We start from the raw sequence: 19,340 nt of genomic DNA, 5'->3' as shown, positions 1-19,340 counted from the left end.
AGCAAGCCCGCTCCCACATTGGATCTTTGCCGTACATAAGACCCTGTGGGAGCGAGCTTGCTCGCGATGGCGTCAGTCCAGACAGCAGAACTACTTGGACAGAAACCGCATCCCTTCCTCCAGCCCGCGAAGGGTCAGCGGATACATCTGGTCCTCAATCAAATCCCGCACGATGTTGGTCGAAGAGGTATAGCCCCACGTGTCCTTCGGATACGGGTTGATCCAGATGAGTTTCTTGTACTTCTCCTTGAACCGCTGCATCCACACGTAACCGGCTTCTTCGTTCCAGTGCTCGACGCTGCCGCCCGCCTGGGTGATTTCATAGGGCGCCATGGCGGCGTCACCGATGAAGATCACTTTGTAGTCGGCGCCGTACTTGTGCAGCAGGTCCATGGTCGAAGTACGCTCGGAGGTGCGGCGCATGTTGTTCTTCCACACCGATTCATAAATGAAGTTGTGGAAGTAGAAGTACTCCAGATGCTTGAACTCGGTCTTGCAGGCCGAGAACAGCTCCTCGCAAATCTTCACATGGGCGTCCATCGAGCCGCCGATGTCGAACAGTAGCAACAGCTTGACGGTGTTACGCCGCTCCGGCCGCATCTGGATGTTCAGCAGGCCGGCATCCTTGGCGGTATGGTCGATGGTGCCATCGATGTCCAGCTCTTCGGCCGCGCCCTGACGGGCGAACTTGCGCAGGCGGCGCAGGGCGACCTTGATGTTGCGGGTGCCCAGCTCGACCGAATCGTCGAGGTTCTTGTATTCGCGCTGGTCCCAGACCTTGACCGCCTTGCCCTGGCGCTTGCCGGCATCGCCGACCCGAATGCCTTCCGGGTTGAAACCGCCGGAACCGAACGGGCTGGTGCCACCGGTGCCGATCCACTTGTTGCCACCGGCGTGGCGTTCCTTCTGTTCTTCCAGACGTTTCTTGAACTCTTCGATCAGCTTGTCCAGGCCACCCAGGGACTGGATCGCCGCCCGCTCTTCGTCGGTCAGCGAACGCTCGAATTCCTTGCGCAGCCAGTCTTCGGGAATCAAGGCCTGCAAGTGGTCGTCGAGTTTTTCAAGACCATTGAAGTAGGCACCGAACGCCCGGTCGAACTTGTCGAAATGCTTTTCGTCCTTCACCAGGATCGCCCGGGACAGGTAATAGAACTCGTCCATGTCGGCGAAGGTCACGCGCTGTTTCAGCGCGTTGATCAGGTCCAGCAGCTCACGCACCGAGACAGGCACCTTGGCTGCACGCATTTCATTGAACAGGTTGAGCAACATGGCGTTGACCCTTATCGGCTGCCGCGACGGCTCATGAACGCCAGACGCTCCAGCAGTTGCACGTCCTGTTCGTTCTTGACCAGCGCACCGGCCAGCGGCGGGATGGCCTTGGTCGGATCACGCTCGCGCAGCACCGCTTCGCCGATGTTGTCGGCCATCAACAGCTTCAGCCAGTCCACCAGCTCGGAGGTCGAAGGCTTCTTCTTCAGGCCCGGCACCTTGCGTACGTCGAAGAACACGTCCAGCGCTTCGCTGACCAGGTCTTTCTTGATGTCCGGGTAGTGCACGTCGACGATCCGCTGCATCGTCACGCGATCCGGGAAAGCGATGTAGTGGAAGAAGCAGCGGCGCAGGAACGCATCCGGCAGCTCTTTTTCGTTGTTGGAGGTAATGATGATGATCGGGCGTTTCTTCGCCTTGATGGTCTCGTCGATCTCGTAAACGTAGAACTCCATCTTGTCGAGTTCTTGCAGCAAGTCGTTCGGGAATTCGATGTCGGCCTTGTCGATTTCGTCGATCAGCAGGATGACCCGCTCTTCGGATTCGAAGGCTTCCCAGAGCTTGCCCTTTTTCAGGTAGTTGCGAACGTCGTGGACCTTTTCCGTGCCGAGCTGCGAATCGCGCAGGCGGCTGACCGCGTCGTACTCGTACAGGCCCTGGTGGGCCTTGGTGGTGGATTTGATGTGCCAGGTGATCAGCTTGGCGCCAAAGGATTCGGCCAGTTGCTCTGCGAGCATGGTCTTGCCGGTGCCCGGTTCGCCCTTGACCAGCAACGGCCGCTCCAGGGTGATGGCGGCGTTGACCGCCAGCTTCAGGTCATCGGTGGCGACGTAGGCCTGGGTGCCTTCGAACTTCATCTGCTAATCCTCGAACGGTAACGCCGACCTGTGCGAGGCAGGGCGGGGGCAATAAAAGAGTCAGCCCCGACTATAACGCGGTGTCCGGTCGACTGTGAACGCAGACGGCTTATTCAGTCTCTGAATGGGGCGTCACTTGGTGACTCAGCCTGCATCCGGCTTTGGCCGTTCATACCGCGCATTGAATGCCTGGATGAAACCATTGCGCAAAATCTGTAAAAAAGCCTGGAATGCGCTGACATCTTGCTGATGCACATTACCCTTGAGCTCGACCCGTGTCGCAAACTGGTTTTTGCCCTGGTTTTTCAAGACGGTCTCGGTACCACCGACGAGGGCTTCCCAAATCGAGCGGAATAGCCCTTTGTCCTCGCTTTGCACATCCTGCTGCCAGTTGAACACGTCAACATCGCGCAGCAATGGCTTGATATAGCCGGTCAGTCGCCCCTTGCTGGCTGAGGCTTCGATCACCACGTCGCCATGGCCGGCGTTGAAGTCGAACTTGCCGTAGGCCGCGGCGAAGTCGTTCAAGCGCTTGAGCTCGATATCCGTGGTGCGCAAGCGAAACTCGAAGTCTTCGAAGTCGCTCAAGGGATCGAATGTGGCTGTGGTTTCCAGTGGTGCGTGCCCCAGCAGCAGGGCTTTGCCTTCGAAGCGCGCATCACGCTTGCCTTTGGTGTCGACCACGTTGGTCAGGTTGTAGATGTTGGCATCCACTTTTGTGGCATTCATGTTCACGGGTGGCTTGGAGTTGAAGTTGCGAAAACTGATCTTGCCGTCGTTGATCCGCACTTCGTTCAGGGTAATGGGCAGCAGCTTGCCTAATTGTGCTCGCCAGTCGGTACCCTCGCCGGTCTGGGAATTTTGCTTGTTGGCGCCATCGACGAAGTTGACCTCGGGTTTGTCGAACTGCGCCTCGGCCACCACTGCGTGGTCATGCCAGAGCGAGTGCCAGCTGACGGAGAGGTCAATCAATGGCGCATTGACGAAAGGCACAGGGACCTTGCCATTGACCTTGACGATTTTCAGTCCATTGATTTTGTAGGCGCCGCGCCACAGGGCCAGGTCCACGTCGGTAATCTGGCCGCGGTAGTCACCCATGTTCGCCAATCTCTCGTTGAGGTAGTCGCGCACGATGTAGGGCAGGGCAATGTGCAAGGCAACCAGCAGCAGACCGAGGCCGGCGAGGGTCCACAGGGGCCAGCTGTATCGACGTTTCATGGCGGCAAATCTCTGGCTGTCTAAAGCCATTGACTGCACTGATAAGCGGACGTTCGACCCGACTGGACGCCTGCGGGCAAGAGGCTTACCTTGATGCCCTATTTCAATGCTGTCGTTAAGGACCCAGCCATGAGCCGCATTTTCGCTGACAACGCCCACTCCATCGGTAATACGCCGCTGGTGCAGATCAATCGCATTGCGCCGCGTGGTGTGACCATCCTGGTCAAGATCGAAGGGCGCAACCCCGGTTACTCGGTCAAGTGCCGGATCGGTGCGAACATGATCTGGGATGCCGAGGGCAGCGGCAAACTCAAGCCGGGGATGACCATCGTAGAACCCACCTCCGGCAATACCGGCATCGGCCTGGCCTTCGTGGCCGCCGCCCGTGGCTACAAGCTGATGCTGACCATGCCGGCGTCCATGAGTATCGAACGCCGCAAGGTACTCAAGGCACTGGGCGCCGAACTGGTGTTGACCGAGCCGGCCAAAGGCATGAAAGGCGCCATCGAGAAAGCCGGTGAAATCGTTGCCGGCGACCCGTCGAAGTACTTCATGCCGGCGCAATTCGATAACCCGGCCAACCCGGCCATCCACGAAAAAACCACCGGCCCGGAGATCTGGAACGATACGGACGGCGCGGTCGACGTGCTGGTGGCAGGCGTCGGAACCGGTGGAACCATCACCGGGGTTTCACGGTATATCAAGAATACCCAGGGCAAACCGATACTCTCGGTGGCAGTGGAACCAGTGGTGTCGCCGGTGATCACCCAGGCCCTGGCCGGTGAAGAAATCAAGCCGAGCCCGCACAAGATCCAGGGCATCGGTGCCGGTTTTGTGCCGAAGAACCTCGATTTGTCGATCGTCGATCGGGTGGAACTGGTCAGTGACGAAGAGTCCAAGGCCATGGCCTTGCGCTTGATGCAGGAAGAGGGAATCTTGTGCGGGATTTCCAGCGGCGCCGCCATGGCGGTGGCCGTAAGACTGGCGGAGACCCCGGAAATGCAGGGCAAGACCTTTGTCGTGATCTTGCCGGATTCCGGTGAGCGTTACCTGTCGAGCATGCTGTTCAGTGATCTGTTTACCGAACAGGAGAATCGCCAGTAAGTGCCAGATATTGGCGGATCGTGGCTGGCGCTGACGGTTGAGGCGTTATCGCTGGTTGCGATCCATTGATCTGTTCCGGTTGATGATGGATTGCATCAGCCAGCGTTCAGGCACCTTATGTTAATAAGTGCTTTGTTGCACATTCATTAACATTGAATGTTGAAAAGTGCAGGTTTTCACCGGGGCGGTAGTGTTTATCATGCTGGTAGCCACGTCGGGCAATGGACGTGGTGCGGTGCCGTTTATCTTCAAAGGAGTTGTCGATGATCCCGTCGTTTGCCGCGAAAGCCTCGTTGTTATTGCTGTTTCTCGGTAGCACCCTCTATGTGCATTTGCGCGGCAAGACGCGCCTGCCGGTTTTGCGCCAGTTCGTTAACCATTCGGCACTGTTCGCCCCCTATAACGCCTTGATGTACCTGTTTTCCGGTGTGCCGTCGAAACCGTATCTGGATCGCAGCAAGTTCCCGGAACTTGATGTACTCAAGGACAACTGGGAGGTGATTCGCGACGAAGCGATGCACTTGTTCGACGAGGGGTATATTCGCGCGGCGGCAAAGAACAACGACGCCGGCTTTGGCTCGTTCTTCAAGAAGGGCTGGAAGCGTTTCTATCTCAAGTGGTACGACAAACCGCTGACTTCCGCCGAAGCCTTGTGCCCGAAAACCGTGCAACTGGTCAACAGCATCCCCAGCGTCAAAGGCGCCATGTTCGCGCTACTGCCGGGCGGCAGCCACCTCAATCCGCATCGCGATCCGTTTGCCGGTTCCCTGCGTTATCACTTGGGCCTGTCCACTCCCAATTCCGATGATTGCCGCATCTTTGTCGACGGTCAGGTTTACGCCTGGCGCGATGGTGAAGACGTGATGTTCGACGAAACCTACGTGCACTGGGTCAAGAATGAAACGCAAAAGACCCGTGTCATACTGTTCTGCGATATCGAACGTCCGCTGAGCAATCGCTTCATGACCCGCATCAATCGCAGTATCAGCGCCTGGCTAGGTCGTGCGACTGCACCGCAGAACCTTGATGACGAGCGAGTAGGGGGCATCAACCGGGTCTATGCCTGGAGCAAGAACTCCAGCGATAAATTCAGTGGTGTGGTCAAGCAATGGAAGCGGCGCAATCCCGAGGCCTACCGTGTACTGCGTCCGGTACTGGCGGTGCTGGTGCTGATGTTGCTGGGGTATTGGTTGTTTGGCTAACGCCGGATACAGAATAAAAGAACCGTTCGTTGTGAGCGGCTTTTTACAGGTTTTCGCGCAATCCCTGAAAGCCCCTCCAACCGCACAATGCAGACTCTGTACCGATTGTCGTAGCTGGCCTTTTGGTCGAGTCGTTGCAATCCATGTCGAACGCTGGTTATAGTCGGCGCACGGTGAGTTTCGGACTCACTTTTTTATCCCTCGAGTAAAGATCAGCCCAATGCCTGCATCCCTCATCAAAGCGGTAGTCGATTCAGCGGTCAACGCTGGCGTCGTGCCGTGCGGGAATCTGCAGCCGGGGCAGATCAGTCATTACCCCCCTCCTGTCAGTCGCACGCCAGTGTGCGCGGTGGTCTCACCGCCAGGCGTTGGCATTTCGGGCTGATCAGCTGCTTTCTGCTGTTCCCAAGCACGTCTGAAAAAGCGCCCGCCTGAAAAAAACGACTGAATTTCAGCTTCGGCTGAGTTGGCTTTTTGCCTGACTACAGGTGGTATTCATGTTTGTCCTTTCGAAAAACTCCGCGCTCGCGGCGGCGTCCACGAGCCTGTTCGTTCTGCTGTGGAGCAGCGGGGCGATCTTCTCCAAATGGGGGCTGGCCCACGCGTCGCCCTTTGCCTTCCTGATGTTCCGTTTCGTCATCGCCCTGGGCGGCCTGGTGTTGCTGGTGCCGTTGCTCAAGCTGAAGTTGCCCAAGGGCGGCAAACCGATGCTGTATGCGATGGTCACCGGCGTGGTGTTGTTGGGGGCGTATCAGATTTTCTATCTGCTGGCCCTGGACCTTAAAGTCACGCCCGGGGTGATGGCGACCATCATGGGCGTGCAGCCGATTCTCACCGTAGTGATCATGGAGCGGCACCGATCAATAAGCCGGATGTTCGGTCTGGCGCTAGGCTTGGCCGGATTGATCATGGTGGTTTACCAGGGCATCGGTTTGGCCGGCATGTCTTTGGCGGGCATGCTCTTCGGTCTGCTGGCGCTGGCGAGCATGACGTTCGGTTCGATCATGCAGAAACGCATCACCGACAATCCCCTCGGCACACTGCCAGTGCAGTATCTAGCCGGACTGCTGTTGTGCGGGATTTTCGTACCCTTCCAGCCGTTTCACTTCGAACACAGCAGTGGATTCATCCTGCCGGTGCTATGGATGGGGCTGGTGGTGTCGGTGCTGGCGACGCTATTGCTGTACCGCTTGATCGCCAAGGGTAATCTGGTGAATGTCACCAGCCTGTTTTACCTGGTACCGGCGGTCACGGCGGTGATGGACTATCTGATCTTCGGCAATCGCCTGGCGATGTTGAGCCTGTTCGGTATGCTGCTGATCATCGTCGGTCTGGTGTTTGTGTTCCGTAAAACCGCGTAATTGCGTGCAAACCCGCAAGGGCCTGGAGCCATGCTCCGGGCCTTTGTGATTTTTGGCGTCATCCGCAACGCCACAACACTACCGGCCAGCCACCAAACCCGGTTTCACCGCCGCCGGCTTCAACACCAACCACAACGCCAGCGCAATCAACATCCCGCCATAGACATGCGCCATCGACAGTGGCTCATCGAGAAACAACGCCCCCCACAGCACGCCGAACAGCGGGATCAAAAAGGTCGTAGTCATCGATTTCACCGGACCAATCGAGCTCAGGAGGCGGAAGTAAATAATGTACGCAAACGCCGTGCATCCAAGTCCCAACCCCAGCAACGAGAGCCATACACTCCAGCCGCCCCAGGTCGCGGGTGGTTGGCTGATCACGCTGTAGCCGAACAGCGGCAGCAGGAACAATGTCGCGCCAAGCATGCTGCCCACTGCCGACAAACGGCTGTCGAGACCACCGGCCTGATCGAGCCAGCGGCGGGCCAGAAACCCCGCAAATCCATAGCAGGTGGTCGCGAGCAGGCAGGCGACGGCACCCATCAGCAGTTCCAAATCGAACGCCACCGGACCGGCGCGGGTCAGCACGCCCACACCGAACAGCCCCAGGAACACGCCGCCGAGTTTGGCGCCAGTGAGCCTTTCATGGAAAAACAGGCCGCCGATCAGCACGCCCATCAAGGGTGTCGTGGCATTGAAAATCGACGAGTAACCGGCTGGTAGCACCTGCGCAGCCACCGAATAGAGCGTCGCCGGAATCCCGGAGTTGATCACCCCGAGCAGCATCACGGTCTTGAGTTTGCCCTTGAAGTCCCAACTGATGCGCATCAGGCCGAGAATCACCAGCAGTCCGGCAGCGGCGATCGATACACGGAAAAAAGCGGTAGGAATGCTGCCGATCACTGGGGCGATGATGCGCATGAACAGAAAACTGGCCCCCCAAATGGCCGCCAGGGACAGTAAACGGAAAATATCGACGGGGTTCACAGCGCGGTCCTTCCTTGGGGGAGGGGCGAAAGTGTTGCTGAGTGTGTGATCGATGGCAACCGAAAACCGGGCATTTAATTCACCCGGAAAATTACGCTTCTCCTGCACCCGGTTCACTGGCTAAGCTCAAGCCTCCCGAATTCCCGCAGAGGTCTCACCATGCCGCAGCAATGGCCAGCCGCCGACATCGCCCGCTTGATCCTCGATGGCTTTGACGATTACCGCGAGCATTTTCGCCAGATCACCGACGGCGCCCGGGCCCGCTTCGAACAGGCCAAGTGGCAGGAAACGCAGACGGCGTCGGCGGCACGGATCAATCTGTATGAAGACAAGGTCGGTGAAACGGTGGAGCGACTGCGCACCGCGTTTGACGCCGACACCCTGGACGTCAGCTGCTGGCCGCTGGTCAAAAACGCCTACATCAGCCTGATCGACCTGCGCTTCGACGATGAACTGTCCGAGACCTGGTACAACTCGATCTTCTGCGGACTGTTCAGCCATGACCTGATCAGCGACGGCTGCATGTTCATCCACACCACCCGGCCAAGCCTGCGCCGCGCCCGGGCCGCGCAAACCCGTACCTACAAGCCGCAAGGCCAATTGTCGGCGATGCTCGCCAGCATCTTCGCCGACTACCGTTTCAGTGAGGATTACGCCGACCTGGCCGGTGACCTGAAGCGCCTCGAAGCGCAGTTGCGCGAGAACCTGCCAGATTGGGTGTGCAAGGATCCGGAGCTGAGCGTCGAGTTGTTTTCCTCGGTGCTGTACCGCAATAAAGGCGCGTACCTGGTGGGGCGCATCTACACCGCCGACGAGCAATGGCCGCTGGCAATTCCATTGCTGCACCTGGAGGGTCGCGGCATCCAGATCGATGCGCTGATCACCGATGAAGCAGACGTGTCGATCATCTTCTCGTTCACCCGCTCGTATTTCATGGTGGATGTGCCGGTGCCGGCGGAGTTCATCGGCTTTCTGCGGCGCATCCTGCCGGGCAAGCACATCGCCGAGCTGTACACCTCGATCGGCTTCTACAAGCACGGCAAGTCGGAGTTCTACCGGGCACTGATCAATCACCTGGCCAATACCGACGACCAGTTCATCATGGCCCCCGGCGTGCGCGGCATGGTCATGAGCGTGTTCACCCTGCCGGGTTTCAACACCGTGTTCAAAATCATCAAGGACCGTTTCTCGCCGTCGAAAAACGTCGACCGCGCCACGGTGATCGAAAAGTACCGCCTGGTGAAAAGCGTCGACCGGGTCGGGCGCATGGCCGATACCCAGGAGTTCGCCGACTTCCGTTTCCCCCTGAGCAAGTTCGATCCGGCGTGCCTGGAGGAACTGCTGGAAGTCGCACCATCCACAGTGTCGGTGGAAGACGATACGGTGCTGATCCGCCACTGCTGGACCGAGCGCCGCATGACCCCGCTGAACCTCTACCTGGAAAACGCCAACGAGGCGCAGGTGCGCGAGGCCCTGGAAGACTATGGGCTGGCGATCAAGCAACTGGCGGCGGCCAACATCTTTCCCGGCGACATGCTGCTGAAGAACTTCGGAGTGACCCGTCACGGTCGGGTGGTGTTCTACGACTACGACGAGATCTGCTTCCTCACCGAGGCCAATTTCCGCCACATTCCGTTGCCACGTACACCCGAAGATGAAATGGCGTCCGAACCGTGGTACTCGATCGGGCCACTGGATGTATTCCCGGAAGAGTTTCCACCGTTCCTGTTTGCCGATTCGGGGCAACGCAAGTTGTTCGATCAGTTGCATGGCGAGTTGTACAACGCCGATTACTGGAAGAGCCTGCAGGAAGCGATTCGGGCGGGGAAGGTGATTGATGTGTTTCCGTATCGGCGTAAAGGCCTGGACAACGAGTAGTTCTCACTGACGCCATCGCGAGCAAGCTCGCTCCCACATTTGACTGCAGTGTGCCCTGATTTTGTGGTCGCTATACATCCAGTGTGGGAGCGAGCTTGCTCGCGATCGGCCGCGCAGCGGTCGTAAAATCTGCGACAATCGCCACCCTGCGCCACTAGACGACTGAATTGCGTACCCGATGACCGACGAATCGCCCTCCATCGACAAACTGCTGAAAAACCTCGATCACGCCATGCTCGCCGACCGCCACCGGCTGCGGCGGCAGTTGCTTGAGCTGCGCAAGAAACCCGACGAGGCCAGGCTGGGCCAGTGGGTGACGCGGATGCAGGCGTCCTGTGAGCAGGTACTGGCGCGCAAGGCCAGCCTGCCGGTGATCCGTTACGACGACAGTCTGCCGATCGCCGCCAAGCGCGACGAAATCAAAAAGGCGCTGGAAAAGCATCAGGTGCTGATCATCGCCGGTGAGACCGGCTCGGGTAAAACCACCCAGTTGCCGAAGATCTGCCTGGAAATCGGCCGCGGCCAGCACGGCCTGATCGGCCACACCCAGCCCCGCCGGATCGCTGCCCGCAGCGTCGCCAGCCGGGTCGCCGAAGAACTCGGTACGCCGCTGGGCGCGTTGGTCGGCTATCAGGTGCGATTCGAGGATCAGAGCGATTCCAGCACCCTGATCAAACTGATGACCGACGGCATCCTGTTGGCGGAAACCCAGAATGATCGTTATCTGGAACGCTACGACACGATCATCGTCGACGAGGCCCACGAACGCAGCCTCAACATCGACTTCCTGCTCGGCTACCTGAAAACCCTGCTGCCGCGCCGTCCCGACCTGAAAGTCATCATCACTTCGGCAACCATCGACCTGGAGCGTTTCTCCAAGCACTTCGATGACGCGCCGATTGTCGAGGTATCCGGCCGCACCTACCCGGTGGAGACCTGGTATCGCCCGCTGACGCTTGAGCAGGACGAAGAGGGCAATCGCGTCGAGGACGATCTGACGGTGGATCAGGCGATCCTCGCCACCCTCGACGAAATCGCCGCTTATGAGCGCAGCGAACGCCGCAGCCCCGGTGACGTGCTGGTGTTCCTGCCCGGTGAACGCGAGATTCGCGACGCCGCCGACATGCTGCGCAAGGCTCAGCTCAAGCACACCGAAATCCTGCCGTTGTACGCGCGGTTGTCGCCGGCCGAGCAACAGCGGATTTTCCAATCTCACCCAGGCCGTCGCGTGGTTCTGGCGACCAACGTCGCGGAAACCTCGCTGACCGTGCCGGGCATTCGCTACGTGATCGACAGCGGAACGGCGCGCATCAGCCGCTACAGCTACCGGGCCAAGGTCCAGCGCCTGCCCATCGAAGCCATTTCCCAGGCCAGCGCCAACCAGCGTAAAGGCCGGTGCGGACGGGTCGAGCCGGGCATCTGCGTGCGCCTGTACAGCGAAGAGGATTTCCTCGGTCGCCCGGAGTTTACCGATCCGGAAATCCTGCGCACCAACCTCGCCGCCGTTATTTTGCAGATGCTGCATCTGCGCCTCGGCGAAGTCACCGCGTTCCCGTTTATCGAGCCGCCCGATGGCAAAGCCATCAGCGACGGTTACAACCTGCTGCAAGAACTTTCGGCGGTGGACCGCAACAGCCAACTGACTCCGCTCGGTCGCCAACTGGCGCGGCTGCCGGTGGACCCGCGCATGGGCCGCATGCTGCTGGAAGCGGCGAAGCTCGGCAGCCTGCAGGAAGTGCTGATCGTTGCCAGCGCCATGTCGATCCAGGACCCGCGCGAGCGTCCGCCGGAGCGTCAGCAAGCGGCGGATCAGGCCCACGCCCAGTGGAAAGACGCCGACTCGGACTTCGCCGGGCTGGTCAATCTGTGGCGTGGTTTCGAAGAGCAGCGCCAGGCGCTGACGGCCAGTCCGCTGCGTAACTGGTGCCGCAAGAATTTCCTCAATTACCTGCGCCTGCGCGAGTGGCGCGACTCCCATCGCCAATTGAGCCTGATCTGCCGCGACATGCAGCTGAGCCTCAATAAAGAGCCGGCGGACTATCCGAAACTGCACAAAGCGGTGCTGGTGGGGTTGCTCAGCCAGATCGGCCAGAAAACCGAAGACGGCGATTACCTTGGCGCCCGTCAGCGGCGCTTCTGGATTCACCCGTCGTCGGGAATCGGCAAAAAACGCCCGCAATGGTTGATGACCGCCGAACTGGTGGAAACCACCAAGCTCTACGCGCGTATGGTCGCCAAGATCGATGCCGACTGGATCGAGCCGCTGGCCGGGCACCTGATCAAGAAAAATCACTTCGAGCCCCACTGGGAGAAGAAGCGCGGCCAGGTCGTGGCGTTCGAGCAGATCACCCTGTTCGGGTTGATCGTGGTCGGGCGCCGGCCGGTGCATTACGGCCCGGTCGACCCGGTGGTGTCCCGCGAATTGTTCATCCGCGAAGCACTGGTGCGCGGCGAGATCCAGTCGAAAGCCAAGTGCCTGACCGCCAACAAACAGCTGCTGGAACAACTCGACGAACTGGAAGCCAAGGCCCGCCGTCGAGATATCCTCGCCGACGAAGAAACCCTGTACGCCTTCTACGACGCACGGCTGCCGGCGGAGATCCATCAGACCGCGACCTTCGACAGCTGGTACCGCATCAACAGCCAGAAAGACCCGCAGCTGCTGATCATGCGCGAAGAAGACGTGCTGGCCCGCGAAGCCAGTGAAGTCACCGCCCAGCATTACCCGGATACGCTGCATATCGGCGATCTGGAATTAGCCCTCAGCTACCACTTCGAACCGAATCACCCGCGCGACGGCGTGACCCTGCGCGTGCCGGCACCGCTGTTGCCGATGCTGCCACCGGAACGCCTGGAGTGGCTGGTGCCGGGCGTCATCGAAGCCAAATGCATTGCCTTGGTGCGCAACTTGCCCAAGGCCTTGCGCAAGAATTTCGTACCGGTGCCGGACTTCGTCAAGGCGGCCTTGCAGCGCATGACCTTTGCCGAGGGCTCGCTGCCTCAGGCCTTGGGTCGCGAACTGCTGCGCATGACCGGTGCCCGCGTCAGCGATGAAGCCTGGAGCGAGGCCGCGCAGCAGGTCGAAAGTCATCTGCGGATGAACCTGGAAATCGTCGACGCCCAGGGCAAGTTCCTCGGCGAAGGTCGCGATCTGGCCGAGCTCACCGCGCGTTTCGCCGAGGCCAGCCAGGCTGCATTGGCGGTTCCGCAAACCGCGAAGAGCCAGCAACCGGTGGAGCCGAAAGTGTTTGCCGCCGTGGCCGAGAAAACCCAACAGAAGATCGCCGGGCTGTCGATGACGGTCTACCCGGCGCTGGTGGAGGAAGCCGGGACGGTCAAGGAAGGGCGTTTCTCCACCCCGGCCGAAGCCGAGTTCCAGCATCGCCGTGCCCTGCAACGCTTGCTGATGCAGCAACTGGCTGAGCCTGCGAAGTTCCTGCGCGGCAAGTTGCCGGGCCTGACCGAATTGGGCCTGCTGTACCGCGACATGGGACGGGTCGATGCGCTGGTGGAAGACATTCTGCTGGCCAGCCTCGACAGCTGCATTCTCGAAGGTGAAGACCCGCTGCCCCGTGACGGCGCCGGTCTGGCGTCCCTGGCCGAGCGCAAGCGTGGCGCCTGGACCGAGCACGCCGAACGTGTGGCGAAGCTGACCCTGGAAATCCTCAAGCTCTGGCATGGCCTGCAAAAGCGCTTCAAGGGCAAGATCGATCTCGCCCAAGCCGTGGCCCTGAACGACATCAAGCAGCAGCTCAGCTACCTGGTCTATCCGGGATTTGTCCGGGAAACGCCGATGCAGTGGCTCAAGGAGTTGCCGCGTTACCTCAAGGCGATCGAACAGCGCTTTGAAAAAATCGGTGCCCAGGTGCAGCGCGACCGGGTCTGGAGCGGCGAATTGAGCGGCCTGTGGACGCAATACCAGACCCGCGCCAGCAAACACGCCCAGGAAGGCAAGCGCGATCCGCAGCTTGAGTTGTATCGCTGGTGGCTGGAGGAATACCGGGTTTCGTTGTTTGCCCAGCAACTGGGAACCAAGGTGCCGATCTCCGACAAGCGCCTGAACAAGCAGTGGAGTCAGGTAGAGGCCTGACACACCCTTGTAGGAGCGAGCTCGCTCGCGATGGTCGTCAACGATAACGCTGGGAACCTGACACCCCGCGGCGTTCTCTGGTTCATCGCGAGCGAGCTCGCTCCTACAAGTATGTTGTCGCTCTTGCAAAAGGCGCCAAAACCCAAGGTTTATGGCAAACTTCGCGACCATAAACGCCAGTTTCGCGACCTAGAGCCTTCGACACGGTTGCGAGCAGGAATAAAGCGATGCCAGGTTTGCGTCCCCCGGATGGGAATAGACCCTTTGTGTATTGGTACGACGGTGCCAATGCTTTCTGCCTGAACAGATTAGAGACACGACCATGCATAACGTCGTCATCAGCGGCACCGGCCTGTACACCCCGGCCAATAGCATTTCCAACGAAGAGCTGGTGCAGTCTTTCAATACTTACGTCGCGCAATTCAACGCCGACAACGCCGATGCCATTGCGCGCGGTGAAGTGGAGGCATTGACCGAATCCAGCGCCGCATTCATCGAAAAAGCCTCGGGCATCAAGAGCCGCTTTGTCATGGACAAGGATGGCATCCTCGACCCGCAGCGCATGGCCCCACGTCTGCCGGAGCGTTCCAACGACGAGTGGTCGGTGCTGTGCCAGATGGCCATCGGCGCGGCCGAACAAGCCTTGCAGCGCGCCGGCAAGACCGCCGCGGACATCGACGGCGTGATCGTCGCCTGTTCCAACCTGCAGCGCGCCTATCCAGCCATTGCCATCGAAGTCCAGGAAGCGCTGGGCATCCAGGGTTTCGGTTTCGACATGAACGTGGCGTGCTCCTCGGCGACCTTCGGTATCCAGACCGCCGCCAACAGCGTACAACTGGGCCAGGCCCGGGCGGTGCTGATGGTCAACCCGGAGGTCTGCACCGGCCACCTGAACTTCCGTGACCGCGACAGCCACTTCATCTTCGGTGACGCTGCCACCGCGGTGATCATCGAGCGTGCTGACCTGGCGACGTCCAAGTACCAGTTCGACATCGTCAGCACCAAGCTGCTGACCAAGTTCTCCAACAACATCCGCAACAACTTCGGCTTCCTCAACCGCGCGGCGGAAGAGGGCATCGGTGCCAAGGACAAACTGTTCGTGCAGGAAGGCCGCAAGGTGTTCAAGGAAGTCTGCCCGTTGGTTGCCGAGCTGATCGGTGAGCATCTGCAGGAGAACCAGCTCAACGTCAGCGACGTGAAGCGTTTCTGGCTGCACCAGGCCAACCTCAGCATGAACCACCTGATCGTCAAGAAACTGCTGGGTCGCGACGCCACCGAACAGGAAGCGCCGGTGATTCTCGACACCTACGCCAACACCAGTTCCGCCGGTTCCGTGATTGCGTTCCACAAGAACCAGGACGATCTGGCTGCAGGTTCGCTGGCCGTGCTCAGTTCGTTCGGTGCCGGTTATTCGATTGGTAGCGTGTTGCTGCGCAAGCGCTGAAATTGTTTTAACTGTCGCAGCTGCGATTTTTTTGGCAGGGCTTTTGTGGCGAGGGGGCTTGCCCCCGTTCGGCGACGAAGTCGACGTAGAACAGGCTGATACGGTATGTCTGTCAAATTGCAGTGGCCGGGTTTGGGATCGCTTCGCGATCCAACGGGGGCAAGCCCCCTCGCCACAATTAATATGTGCAGGCGGGGATATGAAAACAGCCCGGCGTTGATGTGTCGGAGGATGATGGGGACCGATACATCAAAGCCAGGCTGTAAAAGCGTCCCGGGCTTCCTTGCCCGAGTCGTATAGCGGGGTGAATCAGAACTTGGCTTCGGCATCCAGTTGCAGGGTGTTGATGTCCGAATCGGTTTTCTTGATGTTGGCGTTGGTCTGGTCCGAGGTCGCCATGTAGTAGGTCGCGCCCAGGGTGAAGTTCTTGTCCAGTTCGTAGCTCACTTTCAGCTTGCTGCCGCGCGAACCGGTGAAGCCGTTGGCGAAGTCGGAGTCGGTGAAGGCGCCCACCACAGCGTTACGCTGTACGTCGCGGTAGTTGTAGTCCACGCCGAAGCCGTAAAGCTTGGTCTTGACACCGGCCAACCAGCCAGTGTCCTGGTCGTTGCTGGCATCGGCGTTGTTGACGTACTGACCGTACAGCGACAGCGGTACTGGCAGGTTGGAGAAGTCCAGCTGGCCAAAGCCTTCGTACAGTTTGAACTGTTCGCCCGGGCTGTTGCCGTTGACGGCCAGTGCGCACGGCGTGGTGACGGTGCCGCTGGTAGGGCAGGCGCTGCTGTCATCGTTGTCGTAGGCGTAGAGACTGCCGCCCAAGGTCATTTTCATGCTGTCGGTGATGGCGAAGCGACCACCCAACTGGCCGGCATACAGGCGCAGGTCGTGCTTGAACTGCACGCCTTCACCGTCGACGTTGTCCTTGAGGGTGTAGTGACCGGCGCTGCCGAACAGCTCGGTGCTGCCGCTCAGCGGGTACTTGTAAGTAACGGCCAGACCTTCCGGGCTGATGTCGCTATCCCAGATGATGTCGCCCATGCTCACCCATTGTTGCGGCATCTTGCCGCCAACCAGGTGCAGGTTCTTGATCGCGTCCGGGTGGTAGTCGACGTAACCCTGGTCCAGCCAGATCTGCTTCTTGTCGAAGTAGTTGTCCAGGCTCTGGTTGGTGGATCGAGCGTCGTCGTTGTTGCCGGTGGCGATACGGATACCAGTGTCGACTTGAGGGTTGATTTCGGTGTAGGCACCCAGGCGGGCACGAATGCGCTGACGGTCCTGGTCTTTGTTGTTGGATACGCCATCGTTGTGCACGGTTTCCTGACGGAAGCGCACGTCGCCCTTGAACTGGGTCTTGGCAGCCCAGGCCAGTTTCTGGTCGAAAGCGCTCAGTGTGTCGGTTTTCTTCGCGGTGGCCGCAATTTGCTCGTTGGTCTCTTGCTGAGCCTGACGGGCGATCTGCTGTTCTTTCTGATCCCTGGCCAGCTCGGCTTGCAGTTCGCTGTACTGCGCGCTGGTGATCGAGCCGTTAGCCTTGAGCATGTCGAGCAGTTTGGCGTCGACTGCGGCACTGGCCGGAACACTCATGGCCAGCAACAGGCCACCGCACAAGGCCGCCGCAGTTTTCGTGGAAGCAAGACGCATATCAATCTCCGAAGATGAGAGGGGATGACAGAGCCATCCGGGACACAACCGACCATAAGGGGGCGGAAAACAGTGGCCGGGTATAACCCGGCGCTCTAAAAACAGGCGCCAGTATCGCGATGGTTTATTACAGAGCAGTGGCAATGTGATGTCATGTCGATGACGATACAAAGCTGCCGTGAACTATTGAGTTAGAGCGCTGTCGTCGTTTTGCCCGTGTGCATTGCAGAGCGATAGGCGATACTCGCGGGGCTTTCACGCCATGAAGAGTGAGGATGGTGATGCCGTTGCAACGCCTGCAAAAACTGTCAGAAATCGCCCCGCAGACGTGGGACGCACTGGCGCCCGAGACTCAGCCTTTTCTGCGTCACGCCTTTTTGAGCGCACTGGAAGACAGCGGCAGCGTCGGACCCCATACCGGCTGGCAGCCCGAGCATTTATTGCACGTCGAAGGGGATCGACTGATCGCCGCGCTCCCCGGTTATCGCAAGTGGCATTCCTATGGCGAGTACGTGTTCGATCACGCCTGGGCCGATGCCTGTGAACGTGCCGGCATCGACTACTACCCCAAGCTGTTGAGCGCGGTGCCGTTCAGTCCGGTCACCGGGCCGCGGCTGTTGGCGGCCACGGTCGAAGACGGCTTCGAGTTGTTGAAAAGCCTGCCGGGCTACCTGGAGCTTGAAGGGCTCTCCAGTGCCCACATCAATTTCACCGATCCGTTCACCGACGCGGCACTGAGCGAGCAACCGGGCTGGCTACAGCGCGTTGGCTGTCAATACCACTGGCAGAATCGCGGCTACCGGGATTTCCAGGACTTCCTCGACGTGCTCAGTTCGCGCAAGCGCAAACAGATGCGCAAGGAGCGCGAGCAGGTGGCCGGCCAGGGCTTCGAATTCGAATGGCTGGAGGGGCGGGAACTGAGCCAGGCGCAATGGGATTTCGTCTATGCCTGCTACGCCAATACGTACGCGGTGCGCCGGCAAGCGCCGTACCTGACGCGGGAGTTTTTCAGCCTGCTGGCCGAGCGCATGCCTGAGTCGATTCGCGTGGTACTGGCCAAACAGGGTTCAAGGCCGGTGGCGATGGCGTTCAGTCTGGTGGGGGGCGACAGCTTTTATGGCCGTTACTGGGGATGTCTGGCGGAGTTCGATCGCCTGCATTTCGAGACCTGTTTCTACCAGGGAATGGACTATGCCATTGCCAACGGTTTCCAGCGTTTCGATGCCGGAGCCCAGGGCGAGCACAAACTGATTCGCGGATTCGAGCCAGTCATTACGCATTCCTGGCACTACTTGCGGCATTCGGGATTGAAAGCTGCGGTGAAAGACTTCCTGGAGCAGGAGCGGCTGGGGGTGCTGGCTTATGCAGAGGATGCGAAGTCAGCCTTGCCTTATCGACAAGGCTGAACTTCAGCGTGTCAGCTTTCTTCCTTGCCCAGCCCGCGATACAGCACGCCACCGACCACTGCACCCAGTAGCGGCGCGACCCAGAACATCCACAGTTGTTGAATCGCCCAGCCGCCGACGATCAGCGCCGGGCCGGTGCTGCGCGCCGGGTTGACTGAAGTGTTGGTGACCGGGATCGAGATCAGGTGGATCAGCGTCAGCCCCAGGCCGATGGCAATGGGTGCCAGTCCTGCCGGTGCACGTTTGTCGGTGGCGCCGAGGATGATCAGGATGAACATCGCGGTCATCACCAGTTCACAGACAAACCCTGCCGCCATCGAATAGCCGCCAGGCGAGTGTTCGCCGTAGCCGTTGGACGCCAGGCCTCCCGCCAGTTCGAAGCCGGGTTTGCCGCTGGCAATGAAGTACAGCAGCGCGGCGGCAATCACACCGCCAATGACCTGGGCAATGATGTAGGCCGGCAATTCCTTGGCCGGAAACCGTCCACCCACCACTAGGCCGAGGGATACCGCGGGGTTGAGATGACAACCGGAAATATGGCCAATGGCAAAAGCCATGGTCAGCACTGTCAGGCCAAACGCAAAGGACACCCCGAGCAGGCCGATCCCCACCTCCGGAAAAGCCGCCGCTAACACTGCGCTGCCGCAACCACCCAACACCAGCCAGAACGTACCTACCAACTCAGTCGCCGAACGTTTTAACAGAGACATAAGAGAGTGCCCTTTCGAGATTATGCTGCCTTTAGCATCCAGCTGATGGACTGCAGAACCATCTCCAGAACGTTGAAGTCAGTACAGCACGGTTTTTTCAGAATTCCAGCAGGCATAAAAAACCGCCAGGGCCCGTTGTTGGCGGGCCCTGGCGGTTTTCTATAATCTTTCGG

13 protein-coding genes are annotated in these 19,340 nt (G+C 59.5%); 7 read left to right on the top strand and 6 right to left on the bottom strand.

Annotation, left to right across the window (positions count from 1 at the left end):
• Nucleotides 1–90: 90 nt before the first annotated feature.
• From J4D25_RS08040 to J4D25_RS08030, 3 genes are all read right to left on the bottom strand, one after another.
• Nucleotides 91–1,269 (bottom strand): VWA domain-containing protein, encoded by a 1,179-nt coding sequence (locus J4D25_RS08040; RefSeq protein ID WP_008055445.1) that lies wholly within the window; start codon nt 1,267–1,269, stop codon nt 91–93.
• An 11-nt stretch (nt 1,270–1,280) separates the two neighbouring features.
• Nucleotides 1,281–2,126, bottom strand: coding sequence for a MoxR family ATPase (locus tag J4D25_RS08035; protein WP_057715989.1), 846 nt, complete (start codon nt 2,124–2,126; stop codon nt 1,281–1,283).
• Nucleotides 2,127–2,270: 144 nt separating this feature from the next.
• Nucleotides 2,271–3,344 (bottom strand): DUF748 domain-containing protein, encoded by a 1,074-nt coding sequence (locus J4D25_RS08030; RefSeq protein ID WP_057715988.1) that lies wholly within the window; start codon nt 3,342–3,344, stop codon nt 2,271–2,273.
• 129 nt (nt 3,345–3,473) lie between these two features.
• Here J4D25_RS08030 and cysK point away from each other — a divergent pair, with 129 nt between their 5' ends.
• From cysK to J4D25_RS08015, 3 genes are all read left to right on the top strand, one after another.
• A complete protein-coding gene (cysK, locus tag J4D25_RS08025) occupies nt 3,474–4,448 on the top strand; it encodes a cysteine synthase A (RefSeq protein ID WP_057715987.1) in 975 nt (324 codons plus the stop codon).
• A gap of 263 nt (nt 4,449–4,711) precedes the next feature.
• Nucleotides 4,712–5,650 carry an aspartyl/asparaginyl beta-hydroxylase domain-containing protein gene (locus J4D25_RS08020; RefSeq protein ID WP_057715986.1) on the top strand — a complete coding sequence of 313 codons (939 nt, stop codon included), beginning with the start codon at nt 4,712–4,714 and terminating at the stop codon, nt 5,648–5,650.
• A 497-nt stretch (nt 5,651–6,147) separates the two neighbouring features.
• Entirely contained in the window at nt 6,148–7,011 is an 864-nt protein-coding gene (locus J4D25_RS08015) for a DMT family transporter (RefSeq protein ID WP_057715985.1), read from the top strand.
• A 78-nt stretch (nt 7,012–7,089) separates the two neighbouring features.
• Here J4D25_RS08015 and J4D25_RS08010 read toward each other — a convergent pair whose 3' ends face one another.
• Entirely contained in the window at nt 7,090–7,998 is a 909-nt protein-coding gene (locus J4D25_RS08010; RefSeq protein WP_057715984.1) for a DMT family transporter, read from the bottom strand.
• A gap of 159 nt (nt 7,999–8,157) precedes the next feature.
• On the opposite strand from J4D25_RS08010, the gene aceK reads away from it, so the two are divergent.
• From aceK to J4D25_RS07995, 3 genes are all read left to right on the top strand, one after another.
• A complete protein-coding gene (gene aceK / locus J4D25_RS08005) occupies nt 8,158–9,876 on the top strand; it encodes a bifunctional isocitrate dehydrogenase kinase/phosphatase (protein WP_057715983.1) in 1,719 nt (572 codons plus the stop codon).
• A 178-nt stretch (nt 9,877–10,054) separates the two neighbouring features.
• Nucleotides 10,055–13,966 carry an ATP-dependent RNA helicase HrpA gene (hrpA, locus tag J4D25_RS08000; protein ID WP_057715982.1) on the top strand — a complete coding sequence of 1,304 codons (3,912 nt, stop codon included), beginning with the start codon at nt 10,055–10,057 and terminating at the stop codon, nt 13,964–13,966.
• A gap of 322 nt (nt 13,967–14,288) precedes the next feature.
• Nucleotides 14,289–15,410, top strand: coding sequence for a beta-ketoacyl-ACP synthase III (locus J4D25_RS07995; protein WP_057715981.1), 1,122 nt, complete (start codon nt 14,289–14,291; stop codon nt 15,408–15,410).
• A gap of 309 nt (nt 15,411–15,719) precedes the next feature.
• Here J4D25_RS07995 and J4D25_RS07990 read toward each other — a convergent pair whose 3' ends face one another.
• On the bottom strand, nt 15,720–17,051 hold the full coding sequence (locus J4D25_RS07990; protein WP_057715980.1) for a putative porin: 1,332 nt from the start codon (nt 17,049–17,051) through the stop codon (nt 15,720–15,722).
• A gap of 281 nt (nt 17,052–17,332) precedes the next feature.
• On the opposite strand from J4D25_RS07990, the gene J4D25_RS07985 reads away from it, so the two are divergent.
• Entirely contained in the window at nt 17,333–18,457 is a 1,125-nt protein-coding gene (locus tag J4D25_RS07985; RefSeq protein WP_057716655.1) for a GNAT family N-acetyltransferase, read from the top strand.
• Between the two features lie 11 nt (nt 18,458–18,468).
• Here J4D25_RS07985 and aqpZ read toward each other — a convergent pair whose 3' ends face one another.
• Nucleotides 18,469–19,167, bottom strand: a complete 699-nt coding sequence (aqpZ, locus tag J4D25_RS07980) for an aquaporin Z (protein WP_057715979.1) — start codon at nt 19,165–19,167, stop codon at nt 18,469–18,471.
• Between the last annotated feature and the right edge of the window lie 173 nt (nt 19,168–19,340).

Source organism: Pseudomonas sp. GW456-L13, from assembly GCF_017350115.1.
GTDB lineage: Bacteria > Pseudomonadota > Gammaproteobacteria > Pseudomonadales > Pseudomonadaceae > Aquipseudomonas > Aquipseudomonas jessenii.
This window is presented reverse-complemented; position numbering and strand designations above follow the sequence as displayed.